We start from the raw sequence: 18,444 nt of genomic DNA, 5'->3' as shown, positions 1-18,444 counted from the left end.
TTTTAGGTAGCTTTAGTTTTTTAGAAGGTATAAGAAAGATTCAATGAAAATCCTCTTCCTCTTTTGAAACTCTCCAGAAGCAAAGAGCTCTCGTTGATGGTAAATCGATTTTCATTTCCTAATTCCATCTTGTATAATGGATTTAAAAGATTATCGATGGCAAATTTAGCATCTATGTTTTTGGTTAACTTACTAGACCAAACAAAGTCTAATTTATGAAATGGTTGTTCATAGATGTTATCCATTCCTGCTGAACCTACTGCGAAAATTCTAGGACCAAATACACCATATACTAATGAAATAGAGTTTTTCATTACTTCGTTAAATTCAAAATCGTATTTCAAATCTGAATTGATAATCCATTCTGAAGCACCTTGTAATTTTCTACTTGGATTGTTCTCTAAAGAAGTGTTTCCAAAGTTTACTTTTACATCCGTTTTCATTAATGAAGTGTTTAATCCGAATGAAAAATTAGCTAAAGTAGGGGAAATTCTTTCTAATTGCAATAGCATTTCAATTTCTGCTCCATACAATAATGCTTCTTTTGAGTTTTGGTAGGTCATTAATTGTCCGCTACCTCCTGCACCAGCAATAAAAATTCTTTCTATTGGGTTTTGAATTTGTTTAGCAAATAAGCCAGCAGCTATAAGTTCGTTATTCTTAGGGAACAATTCATATTTGAAGTCAATATTGTAATTGTCACTATTTTTCATATTTGGATTACCTAATATCGATTTACCATCAGGGCTTATGTATTGTAATGGTAACAATTCCATAGTCACTGGTCTAGTGATGGTTTTTGAACCGTTAAAACGCAAATTACTGTTTTCAGTAAGTTCGTATTTTGCATTCACTACTGGCAAGAAATCTAATTTTTGATCGTTTATGTTTTGATAAGGACCATTAATGAGTTGACCAATACTTCTGTATTTTATAGTTCTGTCTGAGTTTTCTAATCGAAGACCTGCGTTTACTTCTAATTTTTCGCCAAAATGGTGCAAGTAGTTAATGTAACCAGCATTTACCATTTGGTTTAATTTTACTTTATAATCGGCATTCGATTCTTCTCGAACTGAAATAATTCCGTTGTTAATGTCATCAACAATAAAAGAATCGATAGTATTTACAGGGGCAGTATAGTTTTTATTCACTGAACGTATACCTGAGAAGATACGATAGGTTGATTTTAAGTCGTTAGCAAAACCATTATAACCTACGGTCAAACGATTGGCTTTTCCGTTTTCTTCTTCATTAAACTTATAATTATACTCTAATAATCCAGAGAAATAGTAGTTTCCGTTGATATCTAAATACTGTCTATTCAAATGATTTCCACCATAAGAAGTATTGATTTCTGTTGGCGATACTTTTTCGCCAATGATAAATTTACGATCAGGTTGCTCATAAGCAGTTCTCACAAATGATCCACCTACTTTCAAGGTATGTTTTTCGTCAGAAGTAAGCTTTACATTTCCTAATAATTGTGTGTTTAGGTAATCTGATTGATCAAATTGGTTCGTACGAATCAAGATGTTTGGATTACTTGATTGGTTGTTAGTGTATCCTAATTGATCAATAATTTTACTATCGGTTGAACGTAAGTAAAAAGAATTCAACCCAATATCAAAACGTTTGGCTTTATAGTTTACGGCTGCCAAAGCAGAGGCATTCGTTTGATAACTATAGCTTTCTCTCTGTAAATTGTTGTCATAGTCACCAGCACCTAAAATGAAAGTACGGTCAACCCCTTTTCTGATAACAAATTTATTATCGCCATTGATAGAAAAAGTATAGTTGATTTTGTCACCATTGTCTAGGTTGAATTTTTCTGAGTGGATAAAACCTACACTTGTATTTAAAGGGCTTGAGGTTTTATCAACATTCCAAGTGTTGTTTTTGTATGTAGCATTATACTCATCTGGAGTAAGTTTTTTACCTGTTGGGACACTCCCAAATGCAGGACTTAGTTGACGGTCTCTTCCGTTTAATCCAAAAAAGCCTTGCGTATTGTTGGCATCACTATGAATTAAAAAATCAGAACCATTATTCTCAGTTGTAAAGCCAGCACCAATAGATAGTTTAGTGATACTTTTAGCTTGAACTGTTTCTATGTTTACTGTGGCTCCAGCAAAATCACCTGCAATATTTGGATTGAATGTTTTGTATACATTCAAAACACCTACGATATCTGTTGGAAATAAATCTAATGGGATGATTTTAGTAAAAGGACTGTTAGAGGGAGCTTGTAATTCATTAATCAATAAATTATTGTAACGATCTTCTAAACCTCTTACAAATAATCCTCTAGATTCTACTTTGGTAATACCAGTAATTTTGGTCAAGCCTTCTTCTACATCACTAACTCCTTTTCGGGCTAGTTCTTGCGCTCCGATACTTTGTTTAAAAACCACTGCATTTTTTTGATCTAATAATATAGCAGTTTCTTTCTCTCTATTTGGTGCAGTTGCTTTTACTACCACATCTTCTAGTTTGTAACTTCCTGAACCAATAGATTTGTTAATAGTTACTGTTTCATTTGCTTTAACGGTTACAGGAACTTCTACCGTTTCGTAACCTACAAAACTAAATTGAATTACATAATTTCCTGGAGTAGTACTAATGGTATATTTTCCATCAATGTCTGTGTTTACCCCAATTTTTGTTCCTTTTAATGTTACATTTGCAAAAGGTAGGGATTGATTGTTGGCATCTTTATCCGTAACGATACCAATAATTGTTCCTTTGTTTTGAGAAAATCCAATAACACTTATAAGTAAGGTTAGGATTAAAAGTTTTAATTTCATTGTTGTCTTTGTTTGTTGGCGCAAAATAACGACCGTGTTTTAAACCCGATGTTATTCCAGCATTAACATTGTGTTTTATTATTATTACGACAATGTTAACAGATTAAATTAAGGTTAAGTCCTTAAATTCTGTTTTCACATATGATTTCTTTATAGCTACATTTACGATGGCTTTTGTGAATCTATAGCGATAAAAGCCTAAATTTGATTTGTTTTAATAGATTTTGCACCATTTTTTATGAAAAAAAGAAGCACAAAAATTTTGTTGGTTGATGATGAGCCAGATATTTTAGAAATTGTAGGTTACAATCTTTCTCAAGAGGGTTATCAAATTGTAACTGCAAGCAATGGAAAAGAAGCGGTTACGAAAGCCAAAAAAGAATTGCCAGATTTGATTATTATGGATGTCATGATGCCCGAAATGGACGGAATGGAAGCCTGTGAACATATTCGTAAAATCCCTGAATTAAATAATGTAATCATTACTTTTTTGACCGCTAGAAGCGAAGATTACTCCCAGGTAGCAGGTTTTGATGCAGGTGCCGATGATTATATTACCAAGCCCATTAAGCCGAAACTTTTGGTGAGTAAAGTAAAAGCTTTGTTGCGAAGATTAAAAGAAGAATCTCAAAATAGTGAAACACTTAATGTAGGGGGAATCGAAATTAACCGTGAAGAATACAAGATCATAAAAGACAATATTGAAATTGCGTTACCAAGAAAAGAGTTTGAGTTGTTTTATTTGTTAGCTTCAAAACCGGGAAAAGTATTCAAACGAGATGAGATTTTGGATAAAGTCTGGGGAAATGAAGTTGTGGTTGGTGGTAGAACGATTGATGTTCACATACGTAAATTGAGAGAAAAAATTGGAGAAGACTTATTTAAAACTATCAAAGGAGTAGGATATAAATTCGAAGTATAACACTTCATACTTACTTTAAATAATCAAAAAAATAAAAAGAAAATTCACAAATCACAGCTGATATTTGGTTGTAATTTGTGAATTTTGTGCTAATAAAAGTATCTTTATCTACTTTTTTGGTACTTCTAACACAAAAAAGCATAACATTGGAAATGAATACTATGGTAAAAATCAATTTTAAGAAAACGTATAAATTTGCCATAAAGTCGGCCTTGTATGTTAGTATTTTTGTAGCAATAGCTTCTTCTATATTACTTCAAGCTTTTTTTAGACCTCATTCTAGAATTATTTTTTCGTTTGCAACAATAGCTTTTGTGGGTACTTATGTTTTTTCTTTTTTAGTCATTCAGTACCGTGTTGAACGATTTATTTATCGAAGAGTAAAAAAAATATACGATGATGTGGCCTTGTTAGAATCCAGTTCGTTTATCAATCAGCCTATCACTACTGATATGGAAACCTTAACGAGGGAAGTTAAAAAATTTGCTACGGATAAAAAGTTAGAAATTGAAATGCTTCAAGTACGTGAGGCCTATCGTAGAGAGTTTTTGGGTAATGTTTCGCACGAACTAAAAACACCGTTGTTTACGGTACAAGGTTATATAGAAACACTATTAGATGGTGCTATGGATGACAAGTCTATTCGTAAGAAATATTTAAAGCGTGCAGAGAAAGGTGTGGAGCGATTGATTTATATTGTTGAAGATTTAGATATGATAACCAAGTTAGAGTCTGGAGATTTGAATTTGGATTTTTCTAATTTTGATATTGTAGATTTGGTTCAGAATGTTTTTGATCTGCTAGAGATGAAAGCCGATAAAAAGAAAATTACCCTCGCTTTTGAAAATTATAATATTCAACCAGTTTATGTTCATGGCGATAAAGATAAAATTCAACAAGTGGTGGAGAACCTTATCGTAAATTCTATCAAGTATGGTAGAGTTGGAGGTTCTACTGAGGTGACCATTGTTAATTTGACAAATAAAAAAGTATTAATACGTGTAACGGATAATGGTGAAGGTATTGAACAACAAAACATACCTCGACTTTTTGAACGTTTTTATCGTGTAGATAAAAGCGGCTCCCGTTCTGAAGGTGGATCTGGTTTGGGGCTTTCTATAGTAAAACACATTATAGAAGCCCATAAAGAAAAAATTTATGTGGAAAGTGAGTACGGAATTGGTTCTGAGTTTTCATTTACATTAGAAAAAGCAAAGGATAAAAAAGTAAGCCAAATAACTTCTCAAGAGGATTAATAATCCGCTTTATTGTCAAAAAAGGTAATGTTGTAGGACTAGCCTAATTTTTCAAAATTTAATATAACACTTAATAAATTAGCTTAAAAAGGCTTACTTGAGTCACTGTGGCTATAAGTTTTCCTTGTTGTATATCACCAAATAGAACCGTTTTTTATAAACTGTTTAATTTTAGAGGTGTGTTGTAAATAATTAATTTACAATTGCTTAACAATGAATAAAAAACAAAAAATAGTCCAATTTAGTACTTAAAAATTAGTGGTGAAAGATTGTTTCGAATATTTAATGATAATTTATTGTCTTGATAATATATTGCTAACGTTATATTAACATTGCACCTAGACATTTGCACCTGAATAAATCATACAGGAAAAGATGAGAAAAATTTTGGTGGCCATGTTATCATTAGGTTATTTTGTAACAAGTGCTCAAGAAGTAAAGAAAGACGAAATCACAAAAGCGGTAATGCATGTTTTAGATTCTATAAACAAGGCAAAAATCGCTGAAGAAAAAGATAATACTACTAAAGAGCAATGGTACAATAACTTAGGAATAAGAGGATATGTACAAGTGCGTTACAATGGTTTACTCTCTACCAATGATAAAGTTTCTTGCGAGCAATGTGACAGGTCTTGGGGAACTACCTCCACGGCTCCAGATGCAAAAGCGAATAATGGTTTTTTTATACGACGTGCCCGTATTATATTTTCCGGGCAAGTTCATCCAAATGTATTTGTATATATACAGCCTGATTTTGCTAGTTCACCTAGTTCAGGAATGAATCATTTTGTACAATTGCGGGATGCTTATTTTGATTTGTCTATTGATAAGAAAAGAGAATATCGTTTCAGAGTGGGACAAAGTAAAATTCCTTATGGTTTTGAAAACATGCAGTCAAGTCAAAATCGTCTATCATTAGACCGTAATGACGCGATTAACAGTGCGGCAGCTAATGAGCGTGATTTGGGAGTGTTTTTCTATTGGGCACCTGCAGAAATTAGAGAACGTTTTGCGATGTTGGTAAGAGATGGTTATAAAGGTTCTGGAGATTATGGAGTATTTGCTTTTGGAGCATACAATGGACAAACGGCTAACAGATCTGAAGGTAATAGAAACTTACATGTGATTACTAGAATTACTTATCCATTTGTAATTGGTAATCAAATTATCGAACCAGGATTACAGGCATATACTGGAAAATGGGCATTTACATCAGAATTATCAACCGGGGTGACTACCCCAAACAGATTACAAACTACAGACCAACGTATTGGAGCTACTTTTGTTTTGTATCCAAAACCATTCGGAATCCAAACAGAGTACAATATTGGTAGAGGACCTCGATATGACAAAGTAACTAATTCTGTTCAGGTGTCGGATTTAGAGGGAGGTTACATTACTCTAAATTATAAGTGGGATTTGCCTAGAAAACAAATATTGATCCCTTTTGCTAAATTTCAATATTATGATGGAGGAAAGAAATTCGAAAGGGATGCACGCAGTTATGTTGTGAGAGATTATGAATTAGGATTTGAATGGCAGCCTTTCAAAGCTTTCGAATTTGTTGCTGAATGGGTTATTTCAGACAGAACATTCGAGGATAGTGTACTAAGAAACAACAGACAAAGAGGAAATTTATTGCGTTTACAAGCACAGTTTAATTTCTAAATCATTGAAAATAGATAGATTCTAAAGAGAGACCACGATTTTTGGTCTCTTTTTAATTCACATTGTAATGACAATTTCAATCAAAGCATAAAGATTGAATAATATTGACTTAACACACGCTTAACATTCCCCCCTTACTTTCCCTTAAAATTAAATAAACTTTAAAAAATGTATAAAGCAAAGTTAGCAGCTGTATTAATAGTTGTTATGATGATTGGATTTTCGCTTACTACTACAACGAAAATAACGGTAAAAGGATCTGATACTATGGTTATTTTATCCCAAAAATGGGCTGAGGTTTATATGAGAAAAAATCCAAGCGTATTTGTTCAAGTTACTGGTGGTGGGTCAGGCGTTGGAATTGCTGCATTGATTAATGGGTCGACTATGATTGCAAATGCAAGCCGTCCGATAGAACAAGAAGAACTAGAAAAATTGAAAACCAAATACAAGCAAAATGGGATTCAAATTGCTTGTGCGAAAGATGGTTTGTCGGTGTATTTGAATAAAACCAATCCTGTAAATGAGTTAACCATTGATCAGTTATCCGATATTTTTTCGGGAGCAATCACGAATTGGAAACAAGTGGGTGGATCCGATGCTAAAATTCAATTGTATGGAAGAGAAAGTAGCTCAGGAACTTTTGAATTTTTTAAAGACCATGTGGTAAAAACAGATTTTGCTCGTACTTGTCAAACGTTGCCAGGTACAGCGGCTATTGTGAATGCAGTAAAGAAAGACAAGTACGGAATAGGATATGGTGGCGCGGCATATGCAGAAGGAGTAAAAGATTGCAAAATAAAAAAAGACGCCAAGAGCAAAGGGATTTTGCCATCGGCCGCTACAATTAAAAATAAAACGTATCCAATTTCTAGATACCTTTTTATGTATTTGAGAGAAAAACCAACGGGTGAAACCAAAAAATTCATCGATTGGATTTTGAGTGCCGAAGGCCAAAATGTAATTGTTGAGGTTGGATATTATCCTTTAAAATAAACCCAATGCTAGACTTCCTTCTTTTTAGTTAACGAAGGAAGTTTTTTTTTAATACGAATTCCTAAATTCATATCATGGAAGCTACGCCTTTATCGAATGCTAAGTTTACTAAAGACAGTCTAAAAAAACAATTCCGGTGGTCTGAGTTTTTAGCCGAAAAGATAATTTCTAGTGTAGCTTTTTTATCCATTGCTATTATTTTCTTGATTTTTATTTTTGTTTTCAAGGAATCCTTACCTCTTTTTAGTTCGACTAAAAAAATGGAGAAAACCGAAGTAAAAACTACTACAGGACAACCCGAAACCTATGGCGGAGCCACTGAAGATTTAGCGCCCGAAACGTACGGCGCACCTTTAGAAGATTTGTCTCCAACAGAAGCAGCGTCGACCAATTTACAGCCAGAAACTTATGGCGAACCTATAGAAGAGTTAGCCGCTGAAAATCAGGGAGAAACGAAATTAGCCAAACCCAATCAAGAAGGAGCCGATAAAACGTGGAGTACTTTTGCTTCAGCAGAATGGATGCCCGTATCCGACAATCCCCGTTTTGGTTTGATTTCTTTATTGGTCGGAACATTAAAAGTGACCCTTATTGCTATGCTGATAGCAGGTCCTTTGGCTATTTTGGCCGCCATTTACACCTCTTGTTTTGCTTCCAAAAGAAGAAAAGAAATCATTAAACCTATTATAGAAATGTTAGCCGCTTTTCCCTCCGTGGTGATTGGTTTTTTTGCTTTGATGGTGTTGGCAACTTTTTTTCAAGATGTTTTTGGGTATGACTCTCGTTTGAATGCTTTTGTAGGGGGAGTAGCGATGGCATTGGCCGCCATACCAATTATATATACTATTTCTGAAGATGCTCTTTCGGCTGTACCAAAAACGTATACCGAAGCGAGTTTGGCCTTAGGTGCTAGTAAATCGCAAACGGCTTTTTTGGTGACTTTACCAGCAGCAACCCCAGGAATTTTTGCCGCCTTATTATTGGGTATTGGTCGCGTATTTGGTGAAACTATGATTGCTTTGATGGCGACGGGGAATGCTGCTTTGCTATCTGCGAATCCGTTTGAGAGTGTGCGTACTTTTGCCGCTACCATTGGTTCTGAAATGGCTGAAACGGTGTTTGGTGAAACCCATTATAGTGTTTTGTTTTTTATAGGATCGTTACTTTTTATTTTCTCTTTTGGTTTGAATGCCATTGCAGAGTTTTATGTAAAAGGAAAATTGATCAAAAAATTTCAAGGAAAATAAAGTATGGAGACTTCTACAAACAAAATACAACCTTCTTTCTTGAGTACAAGTGGCCAAAAAGGAGATTTAAAAGGAAAAGCAGTTGTTGGGATTACCCAATTGGCAGTTCTTTTAATCATCGCTATTTTATTTATTATTTTAGGTATCATAGTTTATGAGGGGAGATCTAAATTTTCTTGGGAGTTTGTTTCTTCTTTTCCTACCGATGGAATGACCGAAGGTGGAATTTTTCCCGCCTTGATTGGAACTTTTATTTTAGTAATAGTAATGTCGATTGCAGCGGTCCCTTTTGGAACCATTACGGCTTTGTATTTGACAGAGTACGCGAGTGAGAACTCAAAATTTGCTGCTGCGGTTCGTTTTTCCATTCGTACCTTGGCGGTAGTACCTTCGATTATTTTTGGGTTGTTTGGATTGGGGTTTTTTATTCAATTTGTAGGTACTGGAGCAGACACCGTTTTTAATGGAGGGCAATTGCGTTGGGGGCAACCCAATATTTTATGGGCGAGTTTAACGATGTCTTTGTTGACGCTTCCAGTAATTATTGTTTCGGTAGAAGAAGCTTTAAAAACCATTCCAAGAGAGTTGCGGGAAGCGAGTTTGGCTTTGGGTGCTACGAAATGGGAAACTATCAAAAACGTGGTCTTGCCAGGTTCTGTCTCTGGAATTATGACGGGTACTATTTTGGCCGTGAGTCGTGGTGCGGGCGAGGTAGCGCCGATTTTGTTTACCGGTGCGGCTTATTATTTGGCATCATTGCCGGGCTCATTGAGTGATCAGTTTATGAATTTAGGGTATCACATTTATATTATGTCTACACAATCTTCGGATGTGGAGAAGACGATGCCGATACAATTTGCTACGACTTTGGTCTTGTTGATTTTGACGTTGTCATTGAATTTAGTAGCGGTATTGATAAGATCTAGAATTAGAAGAAGGGCGAAAGAGTGATGTTTTTTGCGTGAGGGATAGGAGCAAAGTACCGAAGTACTGCGTATAGCCCGACCGCAGTTGCGAAAGGCGCAAACTAACGGGTTGCTGAAGGAAGCCTTTTGCAAATGGGGTCACGCCCAACTTATATTTTAAATGCCTTATTTTAAAAATTTGAAGTAAAGATTATTATGAAAGATGTAAAAATACAGGTAGAAGACTTGTCGTTGTATTATGGGGAGAAGAAAGCGTTGAATGAGATTTCTTTGCAAATTCCTGCCAACAAAGTTACCGCTTTGATAGGACCTTCGGGTTGTGGAAAATCGACTTTTTTGAGGTGTATTAATAGGATGAATGACTTGATTCCAGGCGTAAAAATTACCGGGGAAATGCTGGTGGAAGGTGTTGATATTTATGATAAGGATGTAGATGTGGTTAATATTAGAAAGAAGATTGGAATGGTTTTTCAAAAATCAAATCCTTTTCCGAAGTCTGTTTATGAAAATGTCGCGTATGGTCCTAAAATTAATGGCATTAAAAACAAGGCGCAGTTGGACGAAATCGTTGAGGTTTCCTTGCGAAAAGCAGCAATTTGGGAGGAATTAAAAGATCGTTTAACAGAGTCGGCTTTGGGACTTTCTGGTGGTCAACAACAGCGATTGTGTATTGCTAGAACTTTGGCAGTGAGCCCAGATATTATTTTGATGGATGAACCAGCGAGTGCGCTTGATCCTATTTCTACTTCAAAAATTGAAGAATTGGTACACGAATTAAAAGAGCAATACACTATAATTATTGTGACCCACAATATGCAACAAGCAGCTAGAACGAGTGATCATACCGCTTTTTTCTATATGGGTGAATTGATAGAAATGGGTAAAACTAGAGATATTTTTACCAAACCAGAGAAGAAACAAACGGAAGATTATATTACAGGAAGATTTGGGTAGTACAATGGTGATTAGATATCATTGTAAGCAAATAGTAACCCGTATTTAGTGACTGGTAATTTGTAATTAAGTTATAAAAGCTAAGGATTAACCACTATCCACTAATTACTAAAATATAAAATAGAAGATGACACATTTTGAAATAGAATTAACAAAATTAAGAGACATCATCACCAAGATTGGTGTTTTGGCTGAAACGCAGGTTGGGGAAGCAGTAAAAGCTATTTTATCTGAACCTATTGAGGGGAAAGAAGTCAAAAAAACGGAACATAAAATTGATAAATTAGATGTGAAAATCGAGGAGATTTGTCAAAATATTTTTGCGTTGCATCAACCAGTAGCTTCAGATTTGAGGTTTATAATGTCGGCGATGCAAATTAGTAATGAGATAGAACGTATAGGCGATTTGTCGATAAGTATTATAAAAAAAACCAAGAGTATTAAAGACAAACATGATTTGGTTGCTAAGTTTGCGATTGAAGATTTGACGCGAGAAATCGTTCAAGTTGTTGTTAAAACCAATGCTTGTTTTGTTACTAAAGATGAAAGTATTATTGGAGAAATTTTTGTTTTGAACAAAGCTATCAAATACAAAATAGATGACACGGTTCATCAAATCATCAGCGAAATGAAATCCAATTCGAAAGTAGTAGTTTCAGGAACGAATTTGGTGATGGTGTTGAAACATTTAGAACGCATTTCTGAGCATTGTACCAATGTAGCCGAATCGGTTTATTTTATGATTCACGCTAAGATTATCAAACACGAAAAATTTGATCTTCCAGGAGAAGAGTAGTTCTTTTTGATTATTTTTTTGAACCATATAAGGCATATATTTTAAAATATGAGCTTTCAATACAATTAAAAAAATAGAATATGTATTCTTTTAAACGGTTAAAATATATTTAAAATAAACTTATATGCTTTATCTGGTTTTATCTTTTTCATCGGTTTGAAAAACAGACAAAAGTTCTTCCCAATCTATCGTGGTATTCATTTCTGAAAGCCCTTTGTAATTAGCTATTTTTGAAAGCATTTCAATTGTAAAATCTCCTTGATTGGCAAAAGGAACGATACCTTCTTTGTCTAGTTTGACTGCCAAATATTCTTGTTCGTATTGTCCAGGAGTGGGAATAAAAAAAGCTTTTTTACCTAGTTTAACCAAATCCATAATGGTCGTATAGCCTGAACGACAAAGTACGTGTTCACTTTCATTAAAAGTTTGTTCCAATTGGCGTGTATTCATGAAATTGTAAAAAGTTACATCGCCTACAATTTCTTTAGCTTGTGTTTTTTCGATGATTCCTTTGATGAAAACCACTTTGCCTTTGAATCGTTTTACCTCTTCGGTTAATTTTTCTTCTAGAATGCCTCTTTGGGGTTCAGGTCCCGAAAGAATAATCATCAAATCGTATAGTTTTGGACTCTCTTTTTTGTGTAATCGGCTTAAGGGGCCAATATAACGCACGGGGAAATGTTTTCTGCTTATGTGGCCCAAATCGCCTGTTAAGTTAGGTGGTCCTGATACATCGGGAACCCAGCATTGCGTATATTTTTTAATGATAATTTGATGTAATTTGCTGGTAAGCCAAGTAGTGTTTCCGGTCATTACATTCAATTGATGGGTAATAAAAACAGAAGGCACTTTGGCACTATATACCCCCAAACGATTATCCGAAATAATTCCATCTATCTCGTATTTGGTAATCCATTTTTTAACCAATTTCTTCTCTTCCCTAATAGCTTCGAGCATCCTAGGCAAACTTTGAATGAGTTTCCATTTGAAATTTTTACCATTCTTGGCATATTCTATTTGGTAGGAGGGAAGTTGTAGGGTTTGAATATAAGGAAATTCTTTTTTTAACAATTCGAGCGCTATACCATCCGAGGCGATGATGGGCGTAAAATTGTTTTCTTGCAGCGCTTTTATAATTGGAATACAGCGTGTTGCGTGGCCTAAGCCCCAGTTTAATGGAGCGATGAGTATCGTTTTTGAACTAGAATCCAAAGTCATTTCGCAATCAAAATTAAGAATTTATACTAAGGCAAGGTAGCAATACTCCTATTTTTTTAAGTTTAGACAACATTACCAAAAGTTTAATTTAACAACGAAATACTACAAAAAAGGCTCTCTTTTTACAGAAAGCCTTTGAAATACTGTGTTTTATAAAAAAAACTAGTTTTCGATATAGGTTTTGTTACCGTTTTTATTGATGTAATACTTCCCACCTCTTGGACCAGTATAGACTTTTTTTCCGTTGTATTCACCAGTAACTTTGTCTGGAGTTTTTGGGGCTTTTTCGGTAGTCTCTTTGATTTTTACTTCGCCTGCTTTTTTTGCTTTAGTAGCTTTTTCAGTTACTGTTTTTTCTGCTTTACTTTTTTCTGCTTTGGCTTTTTTAGCTTCTTTTTCAGCAGTTTCTTTTTCGGCGGCGGCTTTTTTGGCAGCTATAGTTGCTTTTCTTTTCTCGTTAGCGGCTTGTTGTTTGGCAGCTTTAGCTTCAGCGGCTTGGGTTTCGGCTTCTTTTTTGGCGGCTATAGTTGCTTTTCTTTTTTCGTTGGCTGCTTTTTGTTTGGCTTCTTTTTCGGCTGCGGAAACTTCTGTTTTAGCTTTTGTTGTTTTCTTTTTGATGGCTGTTTCTTGAGCGAAAATGGTGTTGGATGCGATAAACAAGAAACATAAAATTAGTATTCTTTTCATAGTTTTTAGGTTTTAAATTAATTGGAATATTAAAACTACTAATTATTTTTGGTAATTGGATATAAAGTTCTAAAAATCTTAGTTTTACTGTTAGCATGAATGCCTCAATTTCCCTTCTAGTCCTGATAGGAACGGCATCCTCTTGTCTTGTCATTACAACAAGACAAGAGATATAGTGGATAGCAGGAATCTCTGATGGCTGGAAAAGCCTTTTGTTGGCTCTCCTACTATTTAATTTTTAACATATAAGTCAAATAAGTTTGAAAATTTTGAGGATATCACTTTGTGAAGTAGTGGATATAAGTCCATAAAAGTCGAGGCTATTGTTTTCAAGTCTCTAGGACTTTGCTTATTTGTACTATTTTTTTCTTGATTTTATTGAAAATAAGAACTCGAATGACTTATATGTTGTAAAAATTATAGCTGTTATTCAGTGGATGAGGTGTTGTCCTAAAAATAAGCTCTTAACTGCACATTGCCAGTGTGAATGGCAGCGCTGGTTTCACTTTTGCGGCCTTGATAGTTGAAATTAATATCGAGAAATTGGGTGATATTTTTTTGCAATAACACGCGCCAAGTGAGATTTTGTCCTGTTTGTAAGCCTTCGAGCATTTGGAAACCTACGGCAGATTGTGCATTGCCATCGAATTGATTTTGATAAAAAGAGAGTTCGCCGTTGAGGGTGAATTTTGCGTTGCGCGCATAGCTGAAGGCGGTTCCCAATCGGTTTTGTTGCAGGGTTTCGGCTTGAGCGAGTTGGTTTTCTTTGTGTTGGAATTCATAAAACAATTCCCAACTGGCGTTTTTAGAAAACAAATAGCTGATTTTTGGAGCGATTTGATAGCCTTTGATGTCGAAGTTTTTCTCAGCATAATTTTCGGAAACCACGGCGGTCGCCAAAGTTTTGGTAAAGAAGTTCAGTAACCAACTTTTTTGAAACAAATGTTGGTATTGCAGTTGGTGCGAGGCATTGCTGTTTTCCTGTGAGCCATTGGACAATAAACTCTTGGATTTGTTTTGCAAATAGGTGTAAGTGACCGAGTGTTTTTGTTTGCCTCGATTGAAAAACAAGCTGTTTCTGAAAACGGAGTTGAGTCCCAAGACATCGTCCTTCGGGCTTCCAAACGGATTCAAATCGAAGTTCCCGCCTTCGTTTTTAATTTTTCGGTCCATAATAAACGAGGTTTGGTTGTAGAAATAGGAGGCTATTTTTTTGAATCCTTTTTCGTTTTGCCATTGGTTTGGGTTAATGATGAGAGACTGCGAAAACTTATTTTGATGGGTTTTGATAAATATTTGGTTGGGCAAAAACACGCGAATGTATTTGGCCAAATCAGGATAAGGCGCGATTTCGAATTCTTGTAATTCCTGAATGCCGTTGCCGTTGTAATCGTTCCAAGCGTATACTCCTTGCCCTGCATTGACTTCTAAAAAGGTAAATTCTTGTTGGGCAATCGAACCCGAATTGGTTTCATAAGCGGTGGTGCTTTGTACCAATTGTTTCCAAAAACGGTCGTTGTAGACCACTCTCGAATTGAGTGAAGGCTCTTTTTGTGCCGAGTTATTGGTGTATTCCAAGACACGATAATTAGCAAAAACAGACAAATCGCTTTTGGTAGTTTGGAAGACTTTCGATTTTAAGCTGAAGGTTTGCGAATGGTTGACGCGTTGTAAGACGCCATTTTGAATACTATCGTTGGCTCTTTGCAAATATCCCAAAGCCACGAAGACTTTGGTACTATCACCGCGACCTGCAAATCCTCCTATTTCTGAAAAACGCTGGCTGATGGGCGTGAAGGTTTGGGTACTTTTGATTTTCTCTTGGTTGTCTTCTAAACGAAAGGTAGCGCCCACCCAATTTTTCTTTTTGTGAAAACGGACTTGGGTTTGTTGGCGAACAAAATTTGAAGTGCTCAACAAATTATCACTTTTGAGTACGCTGGTTTGGTTTTGAAAACGCCAATTCGGAAGCTGGAAGTGCGCCATTATGCGGTGTTTTTGCCCAGAAAAAGAATCGGTAAAATCTAAATTTTCTAGTTGATAAGACGCATTGCCTTTTAACGCTCCTTTGTAGTTTGGGTTCCATTCGCTTTGGATTCCTGCAGTCCAGAAGCTTTGATTACCCGCAGTTGTGGTGCCCAAATTCCAATCCCGATTGAATTCAATATTGAACAAGCGTTCTACGGTTTTGAAACTTTCGGCTATGTATTGGTAATTGCCTATAAAATTCAAATTCCATTTTCCAGTAAACAAGCGTTGTTTGGTGTTGAGTTTTGCGGCTAATCCTTTGTTTTGATTGTCATCAAGACTCGAGAACAAGTTTTTGTCGTTGTTGCTAACGCCAATTTCAAAATCGGTACTGCTTTTTTCATTTGGATGGTATTGCCCTAAAAAAGTAGCGATTTGTATTTTTTTGGGAGCGATGAGCGGAATCGTTGGCTCATATTCTCCTTGTAAAATCCCGTTGATGGGCGCTATGTATTCGTAAATTCGGCCAATGGCTCCAGCGTTTTTCAAGAGATAATTTCCTTGATTTGGACCTATTTTGCTGAAACGGACATTGTACAAAACGGCTTGGTCATCGGTGGAAAATTCAAAGTATTCAATACCATTGGCACTTTTTTTCTCGTACAAGATTTTATTTTCAGAATACGAATCTTCATAGGCCGATGGCGCATTCATTTTGCTTGGGTCATTGCCCGCATTTTGTAAAATGGCGACTTGTTCTTTGGATAAACTTTGCTGCACGGGTTGGTTTTTCAAGTCGCTTTCGGAATACAAATAACTACCAAAACGCCAGTTTTTGTTTTCGTGCATTCCACCTCCATACGCAACAATTCTGGTGTAATTTTGGTCTGTAAATTGGTATTCGACTACAATTCGCATTTCGGAAGTGATCGTGAATAAAGGCGTAAAGACCAACTCACCCGCGTTGTAATCCATCACATAATCGTTGTTTTCTCCACGTTTTAGCAAATTGCCATTCACATACACACGCTCCGAACCCGAGACGATTAATACGTAGGCTTCTTCATTATTGCCTTTGAGTTTATAAGGTCCTTGATTGCCTTCTTGACCTGTAAACGCACTTCTGGCATATTGCCCTCTAACCAAACCAACAGCAGCCTCGATTTTGGTGTGTTTTTCGGTGTTGCCCCAATCGAATTGAGTGCTCAAACCTTGTACTTTTTTGTTGAAATTCATAAACTGAGCCGTTCGATTTTCTAAAAACAAATCGCCTCCGCGGACTCTCCAATCTTTGCTGTACAATTCCATAAAAATATTATCAAACTGATCCAGTTTTTGCGAATAGCCTCCGTCTTGTAACGGAATATTACTGTCTTGAATCGAGGCGCTAATACTGACTTTATCTGAGAGTTTACCGCTGATTTGCAGGTCCAAATTCGAGTTAAGCACCGCGTTTTGATTGTTGCCGACCGTCACCCCTCGCGTGATGCTTCCAGAGGTGTTGAGACCATCAAAAGGCGTTGTTTTTTTGGGATTCGTTTCTACCATTTGATACAAAGTGCCCTTGAGCGCGTCATTGTTGACCACTAAACTATCTGAGTAGAATTGGTAGGTTTTGGTTAAAAAGTCGGGATACTTCAGGTATTGAACCGTTAGTTCTTCGATGGTAAGTTGTGAAAGGGATTGTAACAACACATAGCCTTTTTCAAAATTCACGCTGTAGTTTGCGGTGGGAAGTGTCTCCTTTTTGTCGGTGGTAATTTTAAAAAAACTCGGATTGATGCTTGTTTTTTCTAACCAAATGGTATCGGTAGTAACGCGGATTTTTTTAGTGCGATAGGACGATTGATTTTCCTGCGCGTAAACGCCAGAAAGCCAAAAGAAGACTCCAAGAAGCACAATTTTATTCCACATAGCTACGATAACGTCCAATGTTCAAAAGTAGTATTTAATAGTGAATAGTGGTAGGGAATAATAATTTGATGGATTGTGGTTTAAGTAGTGATAATTTTATTTGTATTTTTATAGATAGTGAATTCTAGAATTCTTCATAGGATTGCTAGCACTATTCAATTTGTACAATGCGTTACATTGAGAAAAATAGAAAATAAATAATTGATTTATAATTAGATAGAATAATTAAAAAAAGTAAGGAAATGAAAAGAGTAACAGGAATTGGTGGTGTTTTCTTCAAATGTAAAGACCCACAAAAAGTAACAGAATGGTATCGAAAGCATCTTGGTTTAGCTACCAATCCTTATGGAGCCACATTTGAATGGCTAGAAAGTGAAGAAAGTACCAAAAAGGGTATAACTCAGTGGTCACCGTTTCCAGAAGAGACCAACTATTTTGAACCTTCTACTAAAGATTTTATGATCAATTATCGAGTAGAAAACTTGGAACGATTGGTTGAAGAATTAAGAAAAGAAGGGGTAACAATTTTGGATGCAATTGAAACTTATGATTATGGTAAATTTGTTCACATTTTAGATTTTGAAGGGAATAAAGTAGAATTGTGGGAACCAATTGGCTAGTTACTATATTTATCTATTTCAAAATTATGGCACATCCTAAAAATTATGAACGCGTTTTTACAATGACTTTCGCGAGTGTTTATCCGCATTACTTAGCCAAAGTCCAAAAGAAAGATCGCTCCCAAGAAGAACTTGATACCATTATTTGTTGGCTAACAGGGTATACACCACAAGCCTTGCAGCATCAAATGAAAATGAAAGTAGATTTTGAAACTTTTTTTGCCCAAGCGCCTCAATTGCATCCCAACGCTAGCCTAATTACTGGAGTGATTTGTGGCTATCGTGTTGAAGACATCGAACACCCGTTGATGCAGAAAATTCGTTATTTAGATAAATTGGTCGATGAATTAGCCAAAGGAAAAGCTATGGAGAAGATTTTGAGAGATTAGGAAGTGAATTGTTTAAGTAACCAAGAATTTGTTTTCAATAAAAAAAAAGACCATTTTAAAATTGCTTTAAAATGGTCTT

General features: G+C 35.6%; 14 protein-coding genes. 10 read left to right on the top strand and 4 right to left on the bottom strand.

The window, feature by feature from the left end; all coding sequences use genetic code 11:
- Positions 1-20: 20 nt before the first annotated feature.
- Positions 21-2,804 carry a TonB-dependent receptor gene (locus tag WFZ86_RS18320; RefSeq protein ID WP_342693278.1) on the bottom strand — a complete coding sequence of 928 codons (2,784 nt, stop codon included), beginning with the start codon at positions 2,802-2,804 and terminating at the stop codon, positions 21-23.
- 238 nt (positions 2,805-3,042) lie between these two features.
- On the opposite strand from WFZ86_RS18320, the gene WFZ86_RS18315 reads away from it, so the two are divergent.
- The 8 genes from WFZ86_RS18315 to phoU all read left to right on the top strand — a co-directional run bounded on the left by WFZ86_RS18315 (position 3,043) and on the right by phoU (position 11,569).
- Positions 3,043-3,726, top strand: coding sequence for a response regulator transcription factor (locus WFZ86_RS18315; RefSeq protein WP_159687398.1), 684 nt, complete (start codon positions 3,043-3,045; stop codon positions 3,724-3,726).
- A 152-nt stretch (positions 3,727-3,878) separates the two neighbouring features.
- The gene (locus tag WFZ86_RS18310; RefSeq protein ID WP_342693281.1) at positions 3,879-4,982 is read left to right on the top strand and encodes a sensor histidine kinase; all 1,104 of its coding nucleotides are present in this window, start codon (positions 3,879-3,881) and stop codon (positions 4,980-4,982) included.
- Between the two features lie 375 nt (positions 4,983-5,357).
- Positions 5,358-6,650, top strand: a complete 1,293-nt coding sequence (locus WFZ86_RS18305; RefSeq protein ID WP_342693277.1) for a porin — start codon at positions 5,358-5,360, stop codon at positions 6,648-6,650.
- Positions 6,651-6,818: 168 nt separating this feature from the next.
- On the top strand, positions 6,819-7,646 hold the full coding sequence (locus WFZ86_RS18300) for a phosphate ABC transporter substrate-binding protein (RefSeq protein WP_342693276.1): 828 nt from the start codon (positions 6,819-6,821) through the stop codon (positions 7,644-7,646).
- Between the two features lie 74 nt (positions 7,647-7,720).
- Positions 7,721-8,893 carry a phosphate ABC transporter permease subunit PstC gene (gene pstC, locus WFZ86_RS18295; RefSeq protein WP_342693275.1) on the top strand — a complete coding sequence of 391 codons (1,173 nt, stop codon included), beginning with the start codon at positions 7,721-7,723 and terminating at the stop codon, positions 8,891-8,893.
- A 3-nt stretch (positions 8,894-8,896) separates the two neighbouring features.
- Complete coding sequence (gene pstA / locus WFZ86_RS18290; RefSeq protein ID WP_342693274.1) at positions 8,897-9,844, top strand: phosphate ABC transporter permease PstA; 948 nt, start codon at positions 8,897-8,899, stop codon at positions 9,842-9,844.
- Between the two features lie 170 nt (positions 9,845-10,014).
- Positions 10,015-10,773, top strand: a complete 759-nt coding sequence (gene pstB / locus WFZ86_RS18285; RefSeq protein WP_342693273.1) for a phosphate ABC transporter ATP-binding protein PstB — start codon at positions 10,015-10,017, stop codon at positions 10,771-10,773.
- Between the two features lie 127 nt (positions 10,774-10,900).
- Positions 10,901-11,569: a phosphate signaling complex protein PhoU gene (gene phoU, locus WFZ86_RS18280; RefSeq protein ID WP_342693272.1), complete on the top strand. Its 669-nt coding sequence runs from the start codon at positions 10,901-10,903 to the stop codon at positions 11,567-11,569.
- Between the two features lie 129 nt (positions 11,570-11,698).
- Here phoU and WFZ86_RS18275 read toward each other — a convergent pair whose 3' ends face one another.
- The 3 genes from WFZ86_RS18275 to WFZ86_RS18265 all read right to left on the bottom strand — a co-directional run bounded on the left by WFZ86_RS18275 (position 11,699) and on the right by WFZ86_RS18265 (position 17,356).
- Positions 11,699-12,787 (bottom strand): glycosyltransferase, encoded by a 1,089-nt coding sequence (locus tag WFZ86_RS18275; RefSeq protein WP_342693271.1) that lies wholly within the window; start codon positions 12,785-12,787, stop codon positions 11,699-11,701.
- 162 nt (positions 12,788-12,949) lie between these two features.
- Complete coding sequence (locus WFZ86_RS18270) at positions 12,950-13,474, bottom strand: hypothetical protein (protein ID WP_342693270.1); 525 nt, start codon at positions 13,472-13,474, stop codon at positions 12,950-12,952.
- 450 nt (positions 13,475-13,924) lie between these two features.
- Positions 13,925-17,356: a hypothetical protein gene (locus WFZ86_RS18265; protein WP_342693280.1), complete on the bottom strand. Its 3,432-nt coding sequence runs from the start codon at positions 17,354-17,356 to the stop codon at positions 13,925-13,927.
- A gap of 242 nt (positions 17,357-17,598) precedes the next feature.
- On the opposite strand from WFZ86_RS18265, the gene WFZ86_RS18260 reads away from it, so the two are divergent.
- Both WFZ86_RS18260 and WFZ86_RS18255 read left to right on the top strand, forming a co-directional pair.
- Positions 17,599-17,976 carry a VOC family protein gene (locus WFZ86_RS18260; RefSeq protein ID WP_342693269.1) on the top strand — a complete coding sequence of 126 codons (378 nt, stop codon included), beginning with the start codon at positions 17,599-17,601 and terminating at the stop codon, positions 17,974-17,976.
- A 26-nt stretch (positions 17,977-18,002) separates the two neighbouring features.
- On the top strand, positions 18,003-18,365 hold the full coding sequence (locus WFZ86_RS18255; protein ID WP_342693268.1) for a DUF2200 domain-containing protein: 363 nt from the start codon (positions 18,003-18,005) through the stop codon (positions 18,363-18,365).
- Positions 18,366-18,444: the final 79 nt, after the last annotated feature.

Source organism: Flavobacterium polysaccharolyticum (assembly GCF_038739875.1).
GTDB lineage: Bacteria > Bacteroidota > Bacteroidia > Flavobacteriales > Flavobacteriaceae > Flavobacterium > Flavobacterium polysaccharolyticum.
The sequence above is the reverse complement of the archived record's forward strand: the minus strand, read 5'-3'. Positions and strand labels throughout refer to the sequence as shown.